Here is an 18194-nt window from a genome sequence, read left to right on the forward strand (position 1 = left end):
AAGCACAATGCAAGTTATCCTTCTGGAACGTGTGGCCAAGCTGGGCCAGATGGGCGACGTGGTTGCCGTCAAAGACGGCTACGCCCGCAACTTCCTGCTGCCGCAAGGCAAGGCGCTGCGCGCCTCGGAAGCCAATATCGCCCAGTTCGAGGACCAGAAAGCGCAGCTGGAAGCGCGCAACCTGGAAACCAAGAAAGAGGCCGAGGATCTGGCCGCCAAGCTGGACGGTCAGCAGTTCATCGTGATTCGCTCGGCCTCTGAGGCCGGCGCGCTTTACGGCTCGGTCACCCCGCGTGACGCCGCCGATGCCGCGACCGAAGCGGGCTTCACCGTTGATCGCAAGCAGGTCATCCTGACCGCCCCGATCAAGGAGCTGGGCCTGCACGACATGACCGTGCGCCTGCACCCCGAGGTTGACGCCACCATCCAGGTGAACGTCGCCCGCTCGGCTGAAGAGGCCGAGCTGCAGGCATCGGGCAAGTCGATCCAGGAACTGGCCGCCGAAGCCGAAGCCGAAGCGGAATTCGAGATCGCCGAGCTGTTCGACGATATCGGCGCCGCGACCTCGGAAGACGATGATCTGGCAGAGGCCGTCGAAGAGGCCGAGGCCGAAGACGAGGATTGATCCCCGTCACAGACGCATTGAAAAGCCGCGCAGGGTCACCCGCGCGGCTTTTTCTTTGCCCTGCCCCCGCTGTCAGCGCAAGATCGGCACCTGCGGCGCGGCATCGTCCGGCAGCGTCCCGCCAAGCCGCGGATCGGGCGCGATCTCGATCTGGCGGCGGGTGGGCGTAAAGCCGCTGCGGATATAAAATCCCAGCGCGGCGGGGTGATCCAGCGTGCAGGTATGGACGTGAAACCGGCGGATCGGGCGGGCCCAGGCGCGGGCGATGGCGTGGGTCATCAGCCCCCGCCCTGCCCCGGTGCCGATCAACTCGGGCGCGACGCCGAAAAACGCCAGCTCGCATTCCCCTGGCACGCGAAAGTCCAGTTCCAGAAGCGCCAGATCTTGGCCGTCCCGCCGAAGGGTATAGACCTCTACATCCGGGTCCTTCAGGATCACCGCCAGCGCCGCCTCGGCCATTGCCAGGCGCGAGAACCATAGCCAGTCCTGCGCCCCCACCCGGGCATAAAGCGCGCGGTACCAATCGGTGCCGGGCGCCTGTATCCGGTGAAACGACAGTCCCGGCAGGTCGGGCGCCGGGCGCGGCGCGGGGGGCGCGCGCATCTCCAGATGCGTCACCACGGCGGCCACACAGCCCGCCGGTACATCGTGAAACCCCTCGCTCAGCATCCCTGCCCCCATCTTGTCGCCCGGCCACTTGACCCGCACACGCGGCCGGGCGCAACCGCCCGCGCAAAAGAAAACCGCCCCGGACAGACCGGGGCGGTTTCCCTTGAACGGTAAAGACGGGTGAAACGTCTTATTCTTCTTCCAGCGCCTCGACGGCCTTTTGCAGGTCGTCCTTGCTGACCTCTTTCTCGGTCACTTCGGCCAGTTCGAAGACATAGTCGATGACCTTGTCCTCGAAGATCGGCGCGCGCAGCTGCTGTTGCATCTGCGGGTTCTGCTGGACGAATTCGAAGAACTGGCGTTCCTGGCCCGGATACTGACGCGCCTGGCCCATAATGGCTTGGGTCATCTCGGCATCGGTCACTTCGATCTCGTTCTTCTGACCCAGCTCGGCCAGCAGCAGGCCCAGACGCACGCGGCGTTCGGCCAGCTTGGTGTGCTCGTCGGTGGTCTCGATCTCGGGGTGGTTATGATCGTGGACCTCGGGGTTTTCCTCGTGCCACAGCTGATGCGCGATCTGCTTGGCCTCGGCGTCCACCAGGCTGGGGGGCAGATCGAAACTGACCTTCTGATCCAGAACGTCCAGCAGGGCGCGTTTCATCACCGCGCGCGAGGCACCGGCATATTCCGCTTCCAGACGCTCGGCGACCTGCGCCTTCAGCGCGGCCAGATCGTCGGCGCCGAATTTCTTGGCCAGCTCGTCGTCGATCTCGGCGGGTTTGGGTTCCTTGACCTCTTTCACGGTGCATTCGAACACCGCGTCCTTGCCGGCCAGGTTGGCCGCGCCGTATTCGGCGGGGAAGGACACCTTGACCTCGACCTCTTCACCGGCTTTCGCGCCGACCAGCTGCTCCTCGAACCCGGGGATGAAGCTGCCCGAGCCCAGCACCAGCGGGTAATCCTCGGCCGCGCCGCCCTCGAAGGCTTCGCCATCGACCTTGCCCAGGAAGTCGATCACGACCTGGTCGCCGTCCTTGGCTTTCGTGCCCTTCTTGCGGTCGACGAAATTCTGCGCGGTCTCGGCCAGGCTGGACAGCGCCTCGTCGATATCGGCATCGGCGGCCTTCACGACCAGCTTCTCCAGCGTGACGCCCTTCATGTCCAGCTCGGGGATCGCGGGCAGCGCCTCATAGGTCATGTCGACGACCACATCGTCGCCCTCTTTCCAGTCTTCGCCGGCCTGCATCTTCACATCGGGCTGCAGCGCGGGGCGGTCGCCGCTGTCCTCGAAATGCTTGCTCATGGCGCCGTCGACGGCTTCCTGCATCGCCTCGCCCAACAGGCGCTGGCCGTACTGCTTCTTCAGCAGCGCCATCGGCACCTTGCCCTTGCGGAAACCCTTCATTTCGATCTCGGGCTGGGCCTCGGTCAGTTTCTCGTTGACCTTCTCTTCCAGCTCGGCGGCGGTGACGGTGATCTGATAGCCCCGCTTCAGGCCTTCGTTCAGGGTCTCGGTGACCTGCATGTGATCGTCCTTCTCACGTCTCTGTCGGGCCGCCCCCGGCAGCCTGATCCCAAATCAAGCGCCCTTCTATTGACGCGCGCGCGCATGCGCAAGGCGAATCCGCAAGCGCGAATGCCGGTTGATCAGAAGAGTTTCTTGAAGAAGGCCGATGCGTCCTCCATCAGCAAACGCAGTTTCCGGTCGCCCGCCACCTTCAGCGCCGATTTCGCGCGCTTGTGCTGGACCCGGATTTCCTTCTGATGCGCGGCGGCGGCGGTTTTCAACCGGCCAAAGGCGATCGCGATCCCCTGGGGGTGTTTTTCGATCCCCGCCTCCATGATCTTCAGGATCTCGCCGCCGACCTCACTCCGCGCCTCGGGGATCGCGGCAAAGGCGGCTTTCAGCGCCTTCATCGTGCTGCTGATCACGCCCTGCATCTGCATGTAGTTCTTCTGGTTCAGCTCGCATTTCGCGATCACCATCTGCATATAGCTGTCGCGCTCGCGCAGGTCGCGTTCGTAACGGGTCAGCGTCTTGATATAGGCATCCAGCTCTTTCTCGAACCCGGGCGTATTGGGGCCGCTGGACCGGGCGATCTTCTCCATCCTCTTGCGCGTTTCCAGCGACGGGTCGGGGATTTCGGGGAAGCCCGCCTTGATGGTCTCGTTCACCTCCTTGTGGACGCCCGACAGGAATTTCTTCAGCGGCGCATAGACCTTGGAGCTGACACCCGCCACCTTGCGCAGCGCGTCGATATCGCGCGGGTCGGACTCTGCCAGTTTCTTGACCTTCAGCGTGTTGTCCAACACGTCCTTCGCGCCGGACAGGTATTTATAGCTCTTGTTCAATGTCTCAAGCCTGCTCAGCGCATCCGCCATGGCCATCTCCGTTCCTGAAATTGATCGATCGAAATATGACCCAGACCTAGCAAGGCGGGGCAAACCGGCCAACGGTCGCGCACCCGCTGCGCCAGAATTACACATCAAGGAAAAGTGGTGCGGGTGGAGGGACTTGAACCCCCACGCCTTGCGGCGCCAGAACCTAAATCTGGTGCGTCTACCAATTTCGCCACACCCGCATCAGCGGCGCTTCTAGCAAAGCCCGCGCCGGGATGCGAGAGCGAAAGCGCCGTCAATTCAGCAATTCCTCAACCAAATTCCGCCACATTCCCCGCCCTTACTGTCCCGCGTGACGAAGAAGGAGGATCGGGATGCGTCCGACCCCGCAACATGACACGGGCACCCTGGCGATCGGCACGATGGTGATGACGCTGGACGGTGCGCTGCCGGTCGAATACCTGACCCCGGGCGACCGGATCGTCACCCGTGCGGGCCTGCGCATCCTGCGGCAGATCGACACCCCCGCCCCGCACCGGTTCGCCCTGTTCTTCGACCAGCCCCAGGTCATCTATGCCGATGGCCGCCAGATCCACAGCGACACCGGCGCGCCCTATCTGGCCTGAAGCCCCAGCCCCCTGAAAACCGCTGGCAGCTGTTCCGGCAAATCCTCGGCGATCAGGCCGGGGCCAAAGGTCAACGCGCATTCCACATGCAGCCAGGCGGCGGTCTCGGCGGCCTGCGTCGGGCCAAAGCCCCGCGCCAGCAGCCCGGTGATGAACCCCGCCAGCACATCGCCCGACCCGGCAGTGGCCAGCCACGGCGCGGAGCGTTCGTAAAGCGCGGCATTGACCGAGCAGCGCCCATCGGGCTGGGCAATCACCGTATCGGCGCCCTTGAACAGCACCACGCAGCCCGCGCGTTTCGCGGCTTCGCGCGTCGCATCGACCTTCGAGAACGCCGGCCCCTTGGTCGCGGGCGCGTTCAGCTTTTCGGCGATATCGGGGAAAAACCGCGCGAATTCGCCCGCATGCGGGGTCAGGACGCAATGTTCATGCAACATGGCAAACAGCGCGGCGGGGGCGTCCGAGAAAGCGGTCAGCGCATCCGCATCCAGCACAACCGCCCGCCCCTCGCCCGCCAAGGCCACCGGCACCAATCCCCGCGCCCGGTCCAGCCCCAGCCCCGGCCCCAGACAAAGCGCATTGATCCGGTCATCCTTCAATGTCTCGGCCAGCGCCGTCGCATCCTCCACCCCGCGCAGCATGATCGCCGTCAACTGCGCGGCACTCTCGGCCAAAGCCTCACCCGGGCTGCCCACCGTCACCAGCCCCGCCCCGATCCGAAGCGCTGCCCGCGCGGCGAGCCGGGCGGCACCGGTTTTGCCAAGCCCGCCGGACAGGATCAGGGCATGGCCGTGGGTGTATTTGTGCGAACCACCCTCAGCGTATCCCTTATCTAGATCGCTTTTGGGACCCGAAACTCCGGGTTCGTGCCACCACCTTTGTGTGAGCTTGGTCAACACGGTTCCGTCAAACTTACTGATATTGTTCTGCGGGCCTGGCCAGACGCCCAAGACACGCAACGCGGACTTACTTGGCAACCCTATGTCGCGAACCAATAGTTTTCCGCACAACTGCGCCCCTTCCGCAGAAAAGTGGCCGCATTTTGCGAACTGAAAGGTAACTGTAAGACGCGCTTCGATCTGTGGATGATCGCCCGATGTCGTCTCAGGAAGCAGCGCGCGTCCACTATCAGCACAACATCCGGATGGAATGTCGATGCTTACTGTTCTCTCGACAAGGTCCAGCTCATTTGTCTTCTGCGCAATCTCAACATCAATTGCGCGTGACAGTCCGGTACCGAAAACAGCGTCGATACCGAGATCATAACGGTTCTTCCATGGATTAAATTCGGCAAGACCCCGAACCTCCCCCATCTCCCCCCACCGCTCATAATTCACGCGCGCATCGGGCGGCAGCTTCCTGGGGTCGCCATAAAGGAACACCTTCACGTCCCAGCCCCGCTCACGCAACAACCGCGCGACGACGAACCCGTCGCCGCCATTATTGCCCGGCCCGCACAACACCACGGCCCGCCGCACCCAATCCTTTTCATTGCTCGACAAATACTCCGGGGGGTGCGGGGGGCTGGCCCCCCGCTCGGCCTGAGGCGCCTGCGCAAGCTCTGGCCATTCCTCGAAAATCGCGTCGACCACGCCCCGCCCGGCGCGTTCCATCAGCTCCAGCCCGGTCACGTCACCTGACTCGATTGCCGCCTTTTCAATGGCGCGCATTTGGGCAGATGTCAGAAGTTCGGTCACAGGCGCGCCCTCAAAATTCTCAAATCGCCCCTATTGACGGCATGTTGCACATTTTTTAATCACGATAACGGGAATCCCGCGGGCCGTTTCAACAGCGTTACCCTAGCCAATTGTTCCCGCCCGGGGAAAGTGTTCTCACACCGTCGAAACGCCAAATTTGGGGGAGTCTAATTCCGTGAAAAAAATCGAGGCGATCATCAAGCCGTTCAAGCTGGACGAGGTGAAGGAAGCGCTGCAGGATGTCGGCGTTCAGGGCCTGAGCGTGATCGAGGTGAAGGGCTATGGTCGGCAAAAGGGACATACGGAACTCTATCGTGGCGCGGAATATGTCGTGGACTTTCTTCCGAAAGTGAAAATCGAGGTCGTCCTGCCCGACGACCAGCTCGATGCCGCGATCGAGGCGATCGTCAATGCCGCCAAGACCGACAAGATCGGCGACGGCAAGATCTTCGTCAGCACCATTGAACAGGCGATCCGGATCCGAACCGGTGAATCGGGCGAAGACGCCCTGTAAGAACCTGAACCCCGCGGAGGGCCGGGACAGCTCCGGCGGGCCGCACCACGTTTTCTGAAAGAAGGGAAGACCAAGAGATGAGCAAAGACGCCGTTCTCAAGACCATCAAGGACGAAGAGATCGACTATGTCGACATCCGCTTCACCGATCCGCGCGGCAAGCTGCAGCACGTGACCGTGATGGCGGACCAGGTGGACGAAGATTTCCTGGAAGAAGGCTTCATGTTCGACGGCTCGTCGATCGCCGGCTGGAAATCGATCGATGAATCCGACATGAAACTGATGCCGGACACCAACAGCACCTATATCGACCCGTTCTATGCGGAAAAAACGCTGTGCATCCACTGCTCGGTCGTCGAACCCGACACCGGCGAGGCCTATGCCCGCGACCCGCGCGGCACCGCAGAAAAGGCCGAGGCCTATCTGAAATCCTCGGGCATCGGCGATGCGGCCTATTTCGGCCCCGAAGCCGAATTCTTCCTGTTCGATGACGTGCGCTTCTCGGTCGAGATGAACAAGGTCTCGTTCCAGGTGGACGCGCAGGACGCGGCGTGGAACTCGGACACCGAATATGAAATGGGCAACATGGGCCACCGCCCCGGCATCAAGGGCGGCTATTTCCCGGTGAACCCGATCGACGACGCACAGGACCTGCGGTCTGAAATGCTGTCGACGATGAAGCGCATCGGCATGAAGGTCGACAAGCACCACCACGAGGTGGCGTCGTGCCAGCACGAGCTGGGCCTGATCTTCGGCACGCTGACCACGCAGGCCGACGAGCTGCAGAAATACAAATACGTGATCCACAACGTGGCGCACGCCTATGGCAAATCGGCGACCTTCATGCCGAAGCCGATCTCGGGCGACAACGGCACCGGCATGCATGTGAACATGTCGATCTGGAAAGACGGCAAGCCGCTGTTTGCGGGCGACAAATATGCCGATCTGAGCGATGAGGCCCTGTGGTTCATCGGCGGCATCCTGAAGCACGCGAAAACGCTGAACGCCTTCACCAACCCGTCGACCAACAGCTACAAGCGTCTGATCCCGGGCTTCGAGGCCCCCGTCCTGCGCGCCTATTCGGCCCGCAACCGGTCGGGCTGCGTGCGGATCCCGTGGGCTGAATCGCCGAAAGCCAAACGTGTCGAGGCCCGCTTCCCCGACCCGTCGTCGAACCCCTATCTGTGCTTCTCCGCCCTGCTGATGGCCGGCCTGGACGGCATCAAGAACAAGATCGACCCGGGTGAAGCGTCGGACAAGGACCTGTACGACCTGCCGCCCGAAGAGCTGGCCGGCATCCCGACCGTCTGCGCATCGCTGCGCGAGGCGCTGGAAAGCCTGGAAGCCGATCACGAGTTCCTGCTGGCCGGTGACGTGTTCACCAAGGACCAGATCGAGGGCTACCTGGAGCTGAAGTGGGAAGAGGTCTATGCCTTCGAACACACGCCGCACCCGGTCGAATACAAGATGTACTATAGCTGCTGATCACCCGATCACGGTTTACAGACGATCTCAGGGGCGCCTTTTGGGCGCCCCTGTTTCATTCCCCTGGCGCGTCTGGCGCCATCAGGCGGAGCCACGCACAGGCATCGATTGTTTCCCATGCGGCACCCAAATCAGCCCCGGCCGCCGCGCCGCAACCGTTGAATCACCGCGACCACAGTGTTTCCATTTCGGAACCTCTGCCTGTTGATAAGCGGATTTCCGCTCAAAATTCGTGGACAATACGCGCAATTTTGCCAAACTGGGCCGATCTTGGCCGTTTGTTGTTTCTCAACCCCGGTCCAAAGGGTGAAAAACTTCTTGGTTGCCCAACTGTGTCCTTAATTGATTGCGATTGTCACTGTGTCGGAAATGATCCGTTATGGAGACGGCAATGACACTAACACATTCCTGCAGTGCGACGATCCTGTTCGACGCCATGCCGGTGATCGACTATGTCGAGCTGGTCAAACAGCTTCAGCGGCCGTTCAGGAATATCGCCCTTGAGTTCGACGAGATCGAGGTCGAGCGCCAGAGCCATGCCCGCTTTATCGGCAAGCGGATGTCGATGCAGATCCGCCATGACGAGACCACGGTCGAGCGGTTCCAGCTGATCGCCGCGAACCGCCCCGAGGGTGCGACCGCCAGCGCCGAGGCGCTGCATGACCGGCTGCACGATTACAAGGGATCACTGTGCATCCGGTTCACCGAAGGCACCGAAGGCGCCGCGGCCGACCGGATCCAGTTGCAGGCGCTCTATCATGTGGTGCGCCACCTGCTGCGTCATTACGATGCCACGCTGGTGCATTGGCACAAGACCAACATGCTGTTCACCAAGACCGAGTTCGAGAACCCCACCGGCACGCCCCAGACCGCGGCCCGGCGGGACCCGGTCAAACCGCGCCGTCCCCAGGCCGCGGCCACCCGCCGCAGCGCCCGCCCCGAGCTGACAACCGGCGCCTTCGCCGAAGGCCACATGCAGGTGGCGCAGACCATGAACCGGCTGGACGAAAGCTTTGTCCAGGCCCAGGCGACCGGCACCGACACGCCCCTGCCCGGCAATGCGACCAGCGCCCAGCAGGCCGCCAAAAGCTGGCGCGAGGTGTTTCCGCGGCTGGAGCCCAGCGAGGATACGCTGCGCAGCTCGCGTCAGGATATCTTTGCCAATGACCTGATCGTTGCCGGTGACGACCATGTCGAAGACGATTCCCAACCGGCCGATGTGATGGAACAGATGGTCGTCTATGTCATGAGCCTGACATTGATGGTGCTGATGTTCCCGGTCGGCTTCGCGGTGATGTTCTATAACATCGTCGCGGGTGAAAACATTCGCATGACCGCCCGCGCCATGGCCCTGACCGGGGTTGCCATGGGCCTGAACATGGCCGGTCTGATGCCTGCGCTATCCTCCCTCGTCTGAAAAGACGATCTCGTCGCGAGAGGAACCCCGGTCCGCATGGGCCGGGGTTTTCGCATGTCAGCCCGCCCCTTGCGCGTAAAGCAGCAGGCCCCAGTCGCCCAGCACATGCTCCAGCGGCGCCCAGGCGGCTTGGAACCCGACCGGGTCCAGCCCGGCCCCGGCGGCGATCCGCGACAGGCTGCGCCGCCCGTCGATGGCGGCGATCAGCGGCGCGGCGGATTTGGCCAGCGGCTCGTGGATTTGCAGGCTGCCCTGACGCATGCGGATCTGCCCCTTGGCCGCCACCGCCTGCGCCAGCTTGGCCGGTGCCGCGCCGCGCAGATGCGGCACCAGCGACAGGTCGCGGGGCCGCGCCCGCGCCTGGCCCGCCCGCGCCTGTGGCACGGCATAGGCGACATGGGTCTTGATCGTGCCGCGCAGCTTTTCGGCCACGGCCATCCGGGCGGGCGCGTCCAGCGTGTCGGGCACTTGCGCGCCCTTGGGCAGCAGCCGGTCCAGATCGTAAAGCGCGGGCTGCGTCAGCCCCGACAGCGCCAGCCCGGCGCGGTCCAGCGTGGCGATCAGCTCGTCGATGGCAAAGGGCCGGTCCTGACTGTGCAGCAGCAGGTCATAAAAGCCCGCGTCGCTTTGTTCATGGTCGACCAGATGCGGGTTGGTGCGGAACGGATGCCCCTGCGGCAGGCGCGACAGGATCGCCCTGGCCGCGCGCAACCGCTCGGGCGGTGCCTGATCCGCCAGCAGCGCGCCGAACGCCTGCTGCAGCGGATAGACCCCGCTGCGCCCCAGCGGCGCATAGACCATCAGCCCGATGCCGCCACCCGGCGCCAGCGCGGCGGCCAGCGCGTCGAACCCCGCCTGCGGATCGGGCAAATGGTGCAGCACCCCGCAGCAGTCGATATAGTCGAACGGGCCGTGATCGGCGGCGTCCAGCAGGCTGCCGGTGACAAAACTGATGCCGCTCAGACCCCGGACCCTTGCCCGTTCCTCGGCAATCCTGCGCGCGGCCTGCGACAGGTCGATATAGGTGATGTCATAGGGCCGGTTCAGCCGCGTCATGACCTGCGCCAGCTGGATCAGCCCATCGCCCGTGCCGCCCCCCGCCACCAGTGCGCGCAGCGGCCGCGACCAGTCGCGTTTGCCCGCAAAGACGAAATGGTCGATCTCCAGCGGGTGCGAGGGCGAGCCGCCAATCAGGCGCTTGCGCTCGTCCGCCGGATCGCGTTCGGGATAGGGATAGGCTTCGTACTGATCCTTGACCTGGGTCACGCTGGCGGAAATTCCTTGCTGGCAACGTGGGTGTTATACCCCGCCTGCCCGCCGCGGGCACCCCGAAACATGCCGCAGTGCAGCGCCCGCGCGGGTTACAGGCCGATTTCGGCCCAAAGCCCGGCGTGATCGGACCCCAGCCGGTCCAGCCGCTTGACCCGCCCGCCGCCGGGGGCCAGCACATGGTCGATCGGCAGCGGCAGACCGCCCAGCCAGCGCGTCGCGCGCACCGGTCCCGCCAGCTGCGTGCCGGATGCCCGGCGCAGCTCGGCCAAGGTGCGCGACCAGGGCACCATGTTGAAATCCCCCGCGATCACAAAGGGCCCGTCCTGCGCCGCCAGATCCGCCATCAGCCGGTCGCGCTGTGGCACCTGCCCATGCGGCCACGGCCAGTAGAGATGCACCGAATAGAGCCGGAACACCCCCTGCGGCGCCACCACCCGCGCCGAGGCGAACGACCGCCGTTCAGAGCAGCTGTCCGACCCCGGCCGAAACGGATAGCGCGACAGGATGGCAATGCCGTTCCAGCCCGAAAACGGGCACAAGACCTGATGCGGGTAATCGCGCGCCAGCATCTGCAACAGCGCGGCGTTCCGGTCCGACACCTCTTGAAGGGTCACGACATCGGGGCGGCGGGTGCGGATATCCTCGGCCAGTTGCTCGGCCGCGGTATTGGTGTGCAGCAGGTTGCGCTGATAGAGCCGCAGCGGCCCCGCCCCGACACGCGGGACCGAGGCCACGATCACCCCCACCATCGCCGCCGCCGCGAACAGCGCAGGCAGCGCGCCCCAGGGACCGCGCGGCCGCCAGATCAGCCACACCAGCAGCATCGCCGCCGCCACCGGCACGCGGAACACCGCCAGGCTGTCGCCCGCCGGGTGCAGCCCACCGCCGAACCCCGCCGCCAGAATGACGGCCAGCACGCCCAGCAACAGGTTGGCGATCACGGTCATCCACCGCTCCGATCAAAGGGGGGCACGGCTGTCACACTCTCTCACCTTAATGTGACGCGCCGGCTTCAGGGGTTGCCGCACAGTGAACACATCGCCACCCTTATCGCAATGCAGTTCCACGAAAGGGCGTCCCATGCCGATGGAAAAAGTCGAATTCGACGGGCATGCCGGCGACCTTTTGTCCGCGCGGCTGGACATGCCGTCCGGCCCGCATCTGGGCACGGCGCTGTTCGCGCATTGCTTCACCTGCGGCAAGGATATCCATGCCGCGCGGCGCATCGCGCAGCGGCTGGCGTCGATGGGCATCGCGGTGCTGCGGTTCGATTTCACCGGGCTGGGCCATTCGGCGGGCGAGTTCGGGAACACCACCTTTTCCACCAATGTGGACGATCTGCTGGCGGCGGCGGAATACCTGCGGCGCCGCGACATGGCGCCGGGGCTGCTGATCGGCCATTCGCTGGGCGGGGCGGCGGTGCTGAAGGCCGCGCCGCAGATCCCGTCGGCCCGCGCGGTGGTCACGCTGAACGCGCCATTCGATCCCGGCCATGTCACCCATAACTTCGCCGAGGCCCTGCCCGAGATCCGCGAGAAAGGCGCCGCCGACGTGGATCTGGGCGGGCGCCCGGTCCGGATCGGCGCGGCGTTCCTGGACGATATCTCGGCCGAGAATCTGGCCCCCGCCATCGCCCATCTGAAACCCGCGCTGCTGGTCATGCACGCGCCGCGCGACACGGTTGTGGGGATCGAAAACGCGACCCAGATCTTCGTCGCCGCCAGGCACCCCAAAAGCTTCGTCACGCTGGACAGCGCCGATCACCTGATTTCCGACCCGGCGGATGCGGAATACACCGCCGAGGTGATCGTGGCCTGGGCGCGGCGCTATCTGAAACTGACCCCGCCCGCGCCGCCCCCCGGCGCGCCCGAAGGCATCCTGCGCGTGTCCGAGGCCGACCCCGACGGGTTCCTGCAGGACATCCAGAACGGCCCGCATCACCACGTCCTAGCGGACGAGCCGCTGGCCTATGGCGGGACGAACCGGGGCCTGTCGCCCTATGGGTTCGTGGCCGCGGGGCTGGGGGCCTGCACGTCGATGACGATCCGCATGTATGCCCGGCGCAAGGGCTGGCCGCTGGCCCATGTCAGCGTCGATGTCAGCCACAACAAGGTCCACGCCCAGGATGCCGATGCCGGGGCCGCGCAGACGCGGATCGACCTGTTTCGGCGGGTCATCCACCTGAAGGGGGATCTGGACGCCGAGCAGCGCCAGCGCCTGCTGGAGATCGCCGATAAATGCCCCGTGCACCGCACGCTGGAGATGAGTTCGCAGGTCGAGACCGTGCTGGCCGATCAGGACCCCGCCGATGCGGTGGCCGTCACGACGGACGACTGACCGGGGACAAACCGCTCAGGCCCGTTTGCGCCGCACGAAAGCCAGGCCCGCCAATGCGCCGCACAGCAACGCGCCGCCCGCGGGAAGGGGTACCGGGGACAGCTCCACGCCGCGAAACACGCCAAGGTCATAGGATGAGATATTGGCGCCGCTGATGTTCAACGCCTGATCCACCGCCGTGATCCGCAGGAACACCGACGCCTGCCCTGCTGCCACGGCGGCGCCACCGGCGACGGGTGCGGAGAACGCGTCGACATCCGAAAACCGCCCCGTGAAGGTCAGGTTGAACAGATCGCTGCCGCCGCGAATGGTGCCCCCGGCAACCGACAGGCTGTTGCCCTGATCAAGCAGCGTTCCGCCCGGATCCGATCCCAGACCGCAAAGCGCCGGATCGGTGCAGGACATGCCGTATCTGTTGATGGTGAACGCGCCCAGGGCGCTGGTATCGACCTCGAAATCGACCGACTCGCCGATGGCAAGCGTTGCGGCCTGTGCGGACAGACCGCCGAAGATCATTCCGGCGGCGAGCGCCAATGCAGCGAAACCCTTGCGCATCTCTGTTCCTTTACAACATGTGACCGGCCCCCTAAGGCGCCGGAAAACTGGCAAAACCGGGCTAGGTCGACAGACGGCTGATCACGGTGATGACCTCGGGCTTGCGGCCGATTTCCTCCAGCGCGGTCTGGCGGGCGATGCGGCGCAACCCTTGTTCCAGCGCATCGTCATCGGCCAGCGTCTTGTCATCGGCGCGAGCCAGGAACTGGCCCAGATCGGCCTCGATCACATCGGCCAGCGCGGCCTTGGAACTGCCGGTTTCCGGCAGGCCCGAAAGCTCGACCCACGGCTCGCCCAGTGGCTCGTCTTCCTCGTCGATGATGGCGGTGATCACGATCAGCCCGTTCAGCGCCATGCGGATGCGGTCGCGCACCACCCCGTCCAGCGCGCCGATCTGCACCGACCCATCCAGATAGGTGCGCCCGGTCTCGATATATTCGGCCACGCGCGGGCGGTCGCCGGTCACGTCGACCATGGTGCCGTTGGGCGCGATGAGCGAGGGCGTGCCGGCCTCCTCGGCCAGGGCGGCATGGGCGCGCAGGTGGCGGTGTTCGCCATGCATCGGGATGATCATCTGTGGCTTGATCAGGCGGTGTACCTCGAGCAGATCGGGCCGGTTGGCATGGCCCGACACGTGGTACAGGTCCGCGCCGTCATCGACCACGTTCACGCCCTTTTCGGACAGCGCGTTCACGATCCGCAGTACGCCGCGTTCATTGCCCGGGATGGTTTTCGAGGAAAAGAGGAACATGTCCCCCTCTTTCAGCTCCAGCCCCATGTATTTGCCGCGCGCCAACTGCGCGCTGGCGGCGCGGCGTTCGCCCTGGCTGCCAGTGACGATCAGCATCAGGTTTTCGCGCGGGATGGCGCCCGCATCCTCGGGCGGGATCACGGTGGGGAAATCGGTCAGCACGCCGCTTTCGACGCCCGCCTCGATCATCCGGCGCATGGCACGGCCCATCAGGACGATGGAGCGCCCGGCGGCCTGTCCAGCCTCGGCCAGGGTTTTCAGCCGCGCGATGTTGGACGCGAATGTGGTGGCCACGACCATCGCCGGGGCGCTTTTGACAAGCTGCTGGATCGCGGGGCCAACGCTGGCCTCGGACCGGCCGGGCTGGGGCGAGAACACATTGGTGGAATCGCAGGTCAGCAGCTTGACGCCGGGTGCGGCGATCTCGGCCCACAGGTCGGGGTCGAACGGCTCGCCCACCACGGGCGTGCGGTCCAGCTTGAAATCGCCCGAATGCACGATCCGGCCCGCGGGCGTGTCGATCACCAGGCCAGAGCTCTCGGGCACCGAATGCGACACCGGCAGGAAGGATACCGAAAACGGACCCGCCTGCACCTTTTGCGGATAGCGGTCGACGATCTGCACCTGTGCGGGGTCCAGACCGCGCTCTTCCATCTTGCGGGCGGCGTGGTTGCCGGTGAAGGCGCGGGTATAGACCGGCGCCTTGAGCCGGGGCCAGCCGAGCGACAGCGCGCCGATGTGATCCTCGTGCGCGTGGGTGATGAAAATCGCCTCGAGCCGGTCGGCGCGTTCGGCCAGCCATGCGATATCGGCATAGATCAGATCGACCCCCGGCGTGCCATCCATATCGGGAAAGGTCACGCCCAGATCGACCAGGATCAGCCGCTCGTCCCCCTCGGGGCCATAGCCATAGACATAGGCGTTCATGCCAATTTCGCCCGCCCCGCCCAAAGGCAGGTAAATCAGCCGGTTCTTGCTGCTCATATCGCGCCGTTTTCCTTGTTATAGGCATGGATCACGGTCAGGCCATGCATGGTCAGGTCATCTTCGATCGTGTCGAACAACACATCGCCCGTCGCGAAGAGCGGCGCAAGGCCGCCGGTGCCGATCACCTTCATCGGCGCGTCATATTCGGCACGAATCCGGTCGGTGATGCCCTGGATCAGCCCGACATAGCCCCAGAAGACGCCGGATTGAATGCAATTGACGGTGTTGGTGCCGATCACCTGATCGGGTTTCGTCACATCGACATGCGGCAGCGCCGCCGCGCCCTGGTGCAGCGCCTCGAGGCTGAGGTTCACGCCCGGCGCGATCACCCCGCCGACATAGGCACCATCGGCGGCCACCACGTCGAAATTCGTGGCCGTGCCGAAATCGACCACGACCACATCGCCGCCATGCCGGTCAAAGGCGCCCGCCGCATTGGCCAGCCGGTCCGGCCCCACGCCGGTGCCCGGGTCCACGCGCGGCGGCACCGGCAACAGGCAATCGGGCCGCCCCACCACAAGCGGGCGGCAATCGAAGAACCGGTCGGTGAAGACGCGTAGGTTGAACACCACGCGCGGCACGGTGGATGAGATGATGACCTCGGTGATGTCGGCCTCGATCCCGTAATGCTTCACCAGCGTCGAATACCAGGTGAAATAGGCATCCGCCGTGCGCGCATGGTGGGTCGATGTGCGCAGCGTGCACAGAAAGCGCGTGCCGTCCCAGATCGAGAAGACCGTATTGGTGTTGCCGCAGTCGATACACAGAAGCATGGGCCGCTCCGTCAGAAGAACACATCGGCCGCGGCGATCCGGCGCGGCCCCTTGGGGGTTGATAGGACGAGCTGGCCGGTGGCGTCCACCGTTTCGAAGGTGCCCGTGGTCTCGTCCGTGCCGGTGCGGGCGGTGATGACCTCGCCCAGGCGGGCGGCGCGGGCCAGCCAGGCCTCGCGGATCGGGGCGAAACCGAAGGTGGTCAATTGCCGCTCGTATGCGGCAAAGGCGGGTGCCAGCAGGGCGATGAATTCGCCCGGGGTCACGCTGGCGCCGGTTTCATCCATCAGGCTGACCGGGGTCAGCGCATGAGGTTCGACCTGATCGGGGCGCGGCGCGTGCATCAGGTTGACGCCGATCCCGATCGCCAGGTGATCGGGTACGCCCCCTGCCCCCACGGATTCCAGCAAGATGCCCGCGACCTTGCCGCCGTTCAGCAGCACGTCATTGGGCCATTTCAGGGCAAAGGCCTCGGGCCGTCCGCTGGCCGCGACGAAGGCGTCATACAGCGCCAGCGACGCGACAAAGGACCGAAGCGCTACCTGATCGGCCCCGGCCTGGGGCCGCATCACCAGCGTGGCGTTGAAATTGCCCGCGGGCGTTGCCCAGGGCCGCCCGCGCCGTCCGCGCGCGGCGGTCTGGGCGTCGGCCACGATCCAGGTGGGCCCGGCCAGCGTGGGCGCGCGGCGCGCGGCCTCGGAACTGGTGCTGTCGACCGTTTCCAGATGGATCAGGTCATAGCCCGTGGGCCAGGGTTCAGTTGACAAGGGTATCGGCCGCTGCCGCCGCCAGGCCTTCGACGCCGAACAGGTTCACCACACCGGCGACCATGACAAAGGCCGACAGCATCAGAAAGCCCCACAGGACCACATTGCTGCTGCGGTCCAGCGTGGCATCGGTTTCCTCGCCGAAATACATGAAGAAGACGACGCGCAGGTAATAGAACGCGCCGATCACCGACGCGACCACACCCGCAACCGCCAGCCAGGACATGCCCGCATCCACAGCGGCCTTCAGCACATAGAACTTGCCGAAGAAGCCCACCAGCGGCGGCACGCCCGCCAGGCTGAACAGCAGCACCAGCATCGCCAGCGCCTTGAGCGGTTCGGATTTCGAATACATGTTCAGCGCGTCGATATCGGTCACGGGGCGACCGTCACGCTCCATGCTCAGGATGAAGGCGAAGACGCCGATATTCATCGCCACATAGATGGTCATGTATATCAGCATCGCCTGCACGCCGCCGGCGGTGCCCGCCGCCAGCCCCATCAGGGCAAAGCCCATATGCGCGATCGACGAATAGGCCATCAGGCGTTTGATATTGCGCTGGCCGATCGCGGCGACCGAGCCCAGGAACATCGACAGCACCGACAGAAGCGCGATCACCTGCCCCCAATCGGCGGTGGCGGCGCCAAAGGCGTCATGCACCAGCCGGGCGAACAGACCCATCGCGGCCATTTTCGGCGCGGTGGCGAAGAACGCGGTGACGGGCGTGGGCGAGCCTTCATAGACATCGGGCGTCCACATGTGGAACGGCACGGCTGAGACCTTGAACGCCAGCCCGGTGATCATGAAGACCAGACCGAACAGCAGCCCGATGGACAGGCCATGTTCGCCGGTCGCCGCCTCGATAATGCCGGAAAACAGCGTTGTGCCCGCATAGCCATAGGTCAGCGAAGCGCCATAGAGCAGCAGGCCCGAGGACAGCGCGCCCAGCACGAAGTATTTCAGGCCGGCCTCGGTCGATTTGGCGCTGTCGCGGCGCAGGCTGGCCACGACGTAAAGCGCCAGCGATTGCAGTTCCAGCCCCATGTAAAGCGCCATCAGGTCGCCCGCGCTGACCATCATCATCATGCCCACGGCGGCCAGCGTCACCAGGATCGGGTATTCGAACCGCAGCAGATCGCGCTTGGCCATGAACTCCTGCCCCATGACCAGCACGGCGGCGGCCGACAGCAGGATCACCACCTTGGCAAACCGCGCGAAGGCGTCTTCGACAAACGCCCCGCCAAAGGCGGTTTGCGTGCCATTGCCGGACGTTCCGACCCACAGGCCCACGATCACGAAGACCGCCGCGGTCACCCAGACCAGCAGCCCGGCGGTCTTGTCCTTGCCGGTATAGACCGCCGCGATCAGCGCGATCATCGCATAGACCGCCAGGACGATCTCGGGCAGGACGGTGGAGATATCGGCAGAGATCATCGTGG

At 64.9% G+C, this 18194-nt stretch carries 17 protein-coding genes and 1 tRNA gene; 6 read left to right on the forward strand and 12 right to left on the reverse strand.

Annotated elements, in window-relative coordinates; all coding sequences use genetic code 11:
* The first annotated feature begins 7 nt into the window (after positions 1-7).
* Positions 8-625, forward strand: a complete 618-nt coding sequence (gene rplI, locus CLM60_RS14750; protein ID WP_095589888.1) for a 50S ribosomal protein L9 — start codon at positions 8-10, stop codon at positions 623-625.
* A gap of 72 nt (positions 626-697) precedes the next feature.
* Here rplI and CLM60_RS14755 read toward each other — a convergent pair whose 3' ends face one another.
* The 4 genes from CLM60_RS14755 to CLM60_RS14770 form a co-directional block, all read right to left on the reverse strand.
* Positions 698-1306, reverse strand: a complete 609-nt coding sequence (locus tag CLM60_RS14755) for a GNAT family N-acetyltransferase (RefSeq protein WP_425427240.1) — start codon at positions 1304-1306, stop codon at positions 698-700.
* Positions 1307-1424: 118 nt separating this feature from the next.
* The gene (tig, locus tag CLM60_RS14760) at positions 1425-2759 is read right to left on the reverse strand and encodes a trigger factor (protein WP_095589890.1); all 1335 of its coding nucleotides are present in this window, start codon (positions 2757-2759) and stop codon (positions 1425-1427) included.
* 122 nt (positions 2760-2881) lie between these two features.
* Positions 2882-3616, reverse strand: coding sequence for a hypothetical protein (locus tag CLM60_RS14765; protein ID WP_141246529.1), 735 nt, complete (start codon positions 3614-3616; stop codon positions 2882-2884).
* Positions 3617-3731: 115 nt separating this feature from the next.
* Positions 3732-3816, reverse strand: a tRNA-Leu gene (locus CLM60_RS14770).
* A gap of 132 nt (positions 3817-3948) precedes the next feature.
* Here CLM60_RS14770 and CLM60_RS21230 point away from each other — a divergent pair.
* Positions 3949-4200, forward strand: a complete 252-nt coding sequence (locus tag CLM60_RS21230; protein ID WP_095589892.1) for a Hint domain-containing protein — start codon at positions 3949-3951, stop codon at positions 4198-4200.
* On the opposite strand, the gene CLM60_RS14780 is transcribed toward CLM60_RS21230, so the two are convergent.
* The gene (locus CLM60_RS14780; RefSeq protein WP_095589893.1) at positions 4188-5897 is read right to left on the reverse strand and encodes an NAD(P)H-hydrate dehydratase; all 1710 of its coding nucleotides are present in this window, start codon (positions 5895-5897) and stop codon (positions 4188-4190) included. The genes CLM60_RS21230 and CLM60_RS14780 overlap by 13 nt on opposite strands.
* Positions 5898-6072: 175 nt before the next feature.
* Between CLM60_RS14780 and CLM60_RS14785 the strand changes: the two genes are divergently transcribed.
* The 3 genes from CLM60_RS14785 to CLM60_RS14795 all read left to right on the forward strand — a co-directional run bounded on the left by CLM60_RS14785 (position 6073) and on the right by CLM60_RS14795 (position 9312).
* Positions 6073-6411: a P-II family nitrogen regulator gene (locus CLM60_RS14785; RefSeq protein ID WP_095589894.1), complete on the forward strand. Its 339-nt coding sequence runs from the start codon at positions 6073-6075 to the stop codon at positions 6409-6411.
* A gap of 77 nt (positions 6412-6488) precedes the next feature.
* Positions 6489-7895 (forward strand): type I glutamate--ammonia ligase, encoded by a 1407-nt coding sequence (gene glnA / locus CLM60_RS14790; protein WP_095589895.1) that lies wholly within the window; start codon positions 6489-6491, stop codon positions 7893-7895.
* A 391-nt stretch (positions 7896-8286) separates the two neighbouring features.
* Positions 8287-9312, forward strand: a complete 1026-nt coding sequence (locus tag CLM60_RS14795) for a hypothetical protein (protein WP_141246530.1) — start codon at positions 8287-8289, stop codon at positions 9310-9312.
* Positions 9313-9369: 57 nt separating this feature from the next.
* Here the strand turns inward: CLM60_RS14795 and CLM60_RS14800 are convergent, their stop codons facing one another.
* Together CLM60_RS14800 and CLM60_RS14805 are read right to left on the reverse strand one after the other, a co-directional pair.
* Positions 9370-10578: a class I SAM-dependent methyltransferase gene (locus tag CLM60_RS14800; RefSeq protein ID WP_095589897.1), complete on the reverse strand. Its 1209-nt coding sequence runs from the start codon at positions 10576-10578 to the stop codon at positions 9370-9372.
* Between the two features lie 95 nt (positions 10579-10673).
* The gene (locus CLM60_RS14805; protein ID WP_095589898.1) at positions 10674-11531 is read right to left on the reverse strand and encodes an endonuclease/exonuclease/phosphatase family protein; all 858 of its coding nucleotides are present in this window, start codon (positions 11529-11531) and stop codon (positions 10674-10676) included.
* Positions 11532-11664: 133 nt separating this feature from the next.
* On the opposite strand from CLM60_RS14805, the gene CLM60_RS14810 reads away from it, so the two are divergent.
* Positions 11665-12921, forward strand: a complete 1257-nt coding sequence (locus tag CLM60_RS14810) for a bifunctional alpha/beta hydrolase/OsmC family protein (protein ID WP_095589899.1) — start codon at positions 11665-11667, stop codon at positions 12919-12921.
* 15 nt (positions 12922-12936) lie between these two features.
* On the opposite strand, the gene CLM60_RS14815 is transcribed toward CLM60_RS14810, so the two are convergent.
* From CLM60_RS14815 to nuoN, 5 genes are all read right to left on the reverse strand, one after another.
* Positions 12937-13476 (reverse strand): VPLPA-CTERM sorting domain-containing protein, encoded by a 540-nt coding sequence (locus CLM60_RS14815; protein ID WP_095589900.1) that lies wholly within the window; start codon positions 13474-13476, stop codon positions 12937-12939.
* Positions 13477-13537: 61 nt separating this feature from the next.
* Positions 13538-15211, reverse strand: a complete 1674-nt coding sequence (locus tag CLM60_RS14820) for a ribonuclease J (RefSeq protein WP_095589901.1) — start codon at positions 15209-15211, stop codon at positions 13538-13540.
* Entirely contained in the window at positions 15208-15987 is a 780-nt protein-coding gene (locus CLM60_RS14825; protein ID WP_095589902.1) for a type III pantothenate kinase, read from the reverse strand. Before CLM60_RS14825 ends, CLM60_RS14820 begins: the two co-directional genes overlap by 4 nt.
* 11 nt (positions 15988-15998) lie before the next feature.
* Positions 15999-16754: a biotin--[acetyl-CoA-carboxylase] ligase gene (locus CLM60_RS14830; protein WP_095589903.1), complete on the reverse strand. Its 756-nt coding sequence runs from the start codon at positions 16752-16754 to the stop codon at positions 15999-16001.
* Positions 16744-18189 carry an NADH-quinone oxidoreductase subunit NuoN gene (gene nuoN, locus CLM60_RS14835; protein ID WP_095589904.1) on the reverse strand — a complete coding sequence of 482 codons (1446 nt, stop codon included), beginning with the start codon at positions 18187-18189 and terminating at the stop codon, positions 16744-16746. Before nuoN ends, CLM60_RS14830 begins: the two co-directional genes overlap by 11 nt.
* Between the last annotated feature and the right edge of the window lie 5 nt (positions 18190-18194).

It is taken from the genome of Actibacterium ureilyticum, from assembly GCF_002285435.1.
GTDB lineage: Bacteria > Pseudomonadota > Alphaproteobacteria > Rhodobacterales > Rhodobacteraceae > Actibacterium_C > Actibacterium_C ureilyticum.

Bases quoted from the DNA above. Each gene is read 5' to 3' on its own strand.
- rplI (WP_095589888.1), top strand. From the start codon at position 8: ATGCAAGTTATCCTTCTGGAACGTGTGGCCAAGCTGGGCCAGATGGGC.
- CLM60_RS14755 (WP_425427240.1), bottom strand. From the start codon at position 1,306: ATGGGGGCAGGGATGCTGAGCGAGGGGTTTCACGATGTACCGGCGGGC.
- tig (WP_095589890.1), bottom strand. From the start codon at position 2,759: ATGCAGGTCACCGAGACCCTGAACGAAGGCCTGAAGCGGGGCTATCAG.
- CLM60_RS14765 (WP_141246529.1), bottom strand. From the start codon at position 3,616: ATGGCGGATGCGCTGAGCAGGCTTGAGACATTGAACAAGAGCTATAAA.
- CLM60_RS21230 (WP_095589892.1), top strand. From the start codon at position 3,949: ATGCGTCCGACCCCGCAACATGACACGGGCACCCTGGCGATCGGCACG.
- glnA (WP_095589895.1), top strand. From the start codon at position 6,489: ATGAGCAAAGACGCCGTTCTCAAGACCATCAAGGACGAAGAGATCGAC.
- CLM60_RS14795 (WP_141246530.1), top strand. From the start codon at position 8,287: ATGACACTAACACATTCCTGCAGTGCGACGATCCTGTTCGACGCCATG.
- CLM60_RS14805 (WP_095589898.1), bottom strand. From the start codon at position 11,531: ATGACCGTGATCGCCAACCTGTTGCTGGGCGTGCTGGCCGTCATTCTG.
- CLM60_RS14810 (WP_095589899.1), top strand. From the start codon at position 11,665: ATGCCGATGGAAAAAGTCGAATTCGACGGGCATGCCGGCGACCTTTTG.
- CLM60_RS14815 (WP_095589900.1), bottom strand. From the start codon at position 13,476: ATGCGCAAGGGTTTCGCTGCATTGGCGCTCGCCGCCGGAATGATCTTC.
- CLM60_RS14820 (WP_095589901.1), bottom strand. From the start codon at position 15,211: ATGAGCAGCAAGAACCGGCTGATTTACCTGCCTTTGGGCGGGGCGGGC.
- CLM60_RS14825 (WP_095589902.1), bottom strand. From the start codon at position 15,987: ATGCTTCTGTGTATCGACTGCGGCAACACCAATACGGTCTTCTCGATC.
- nuoN (WP_095589904.1), bottom strand. From the start codon at position 18,189: ATGATCTCTGCCGATATCTCCACCGTCCTGCCCGAGATCGTCCTGGCG.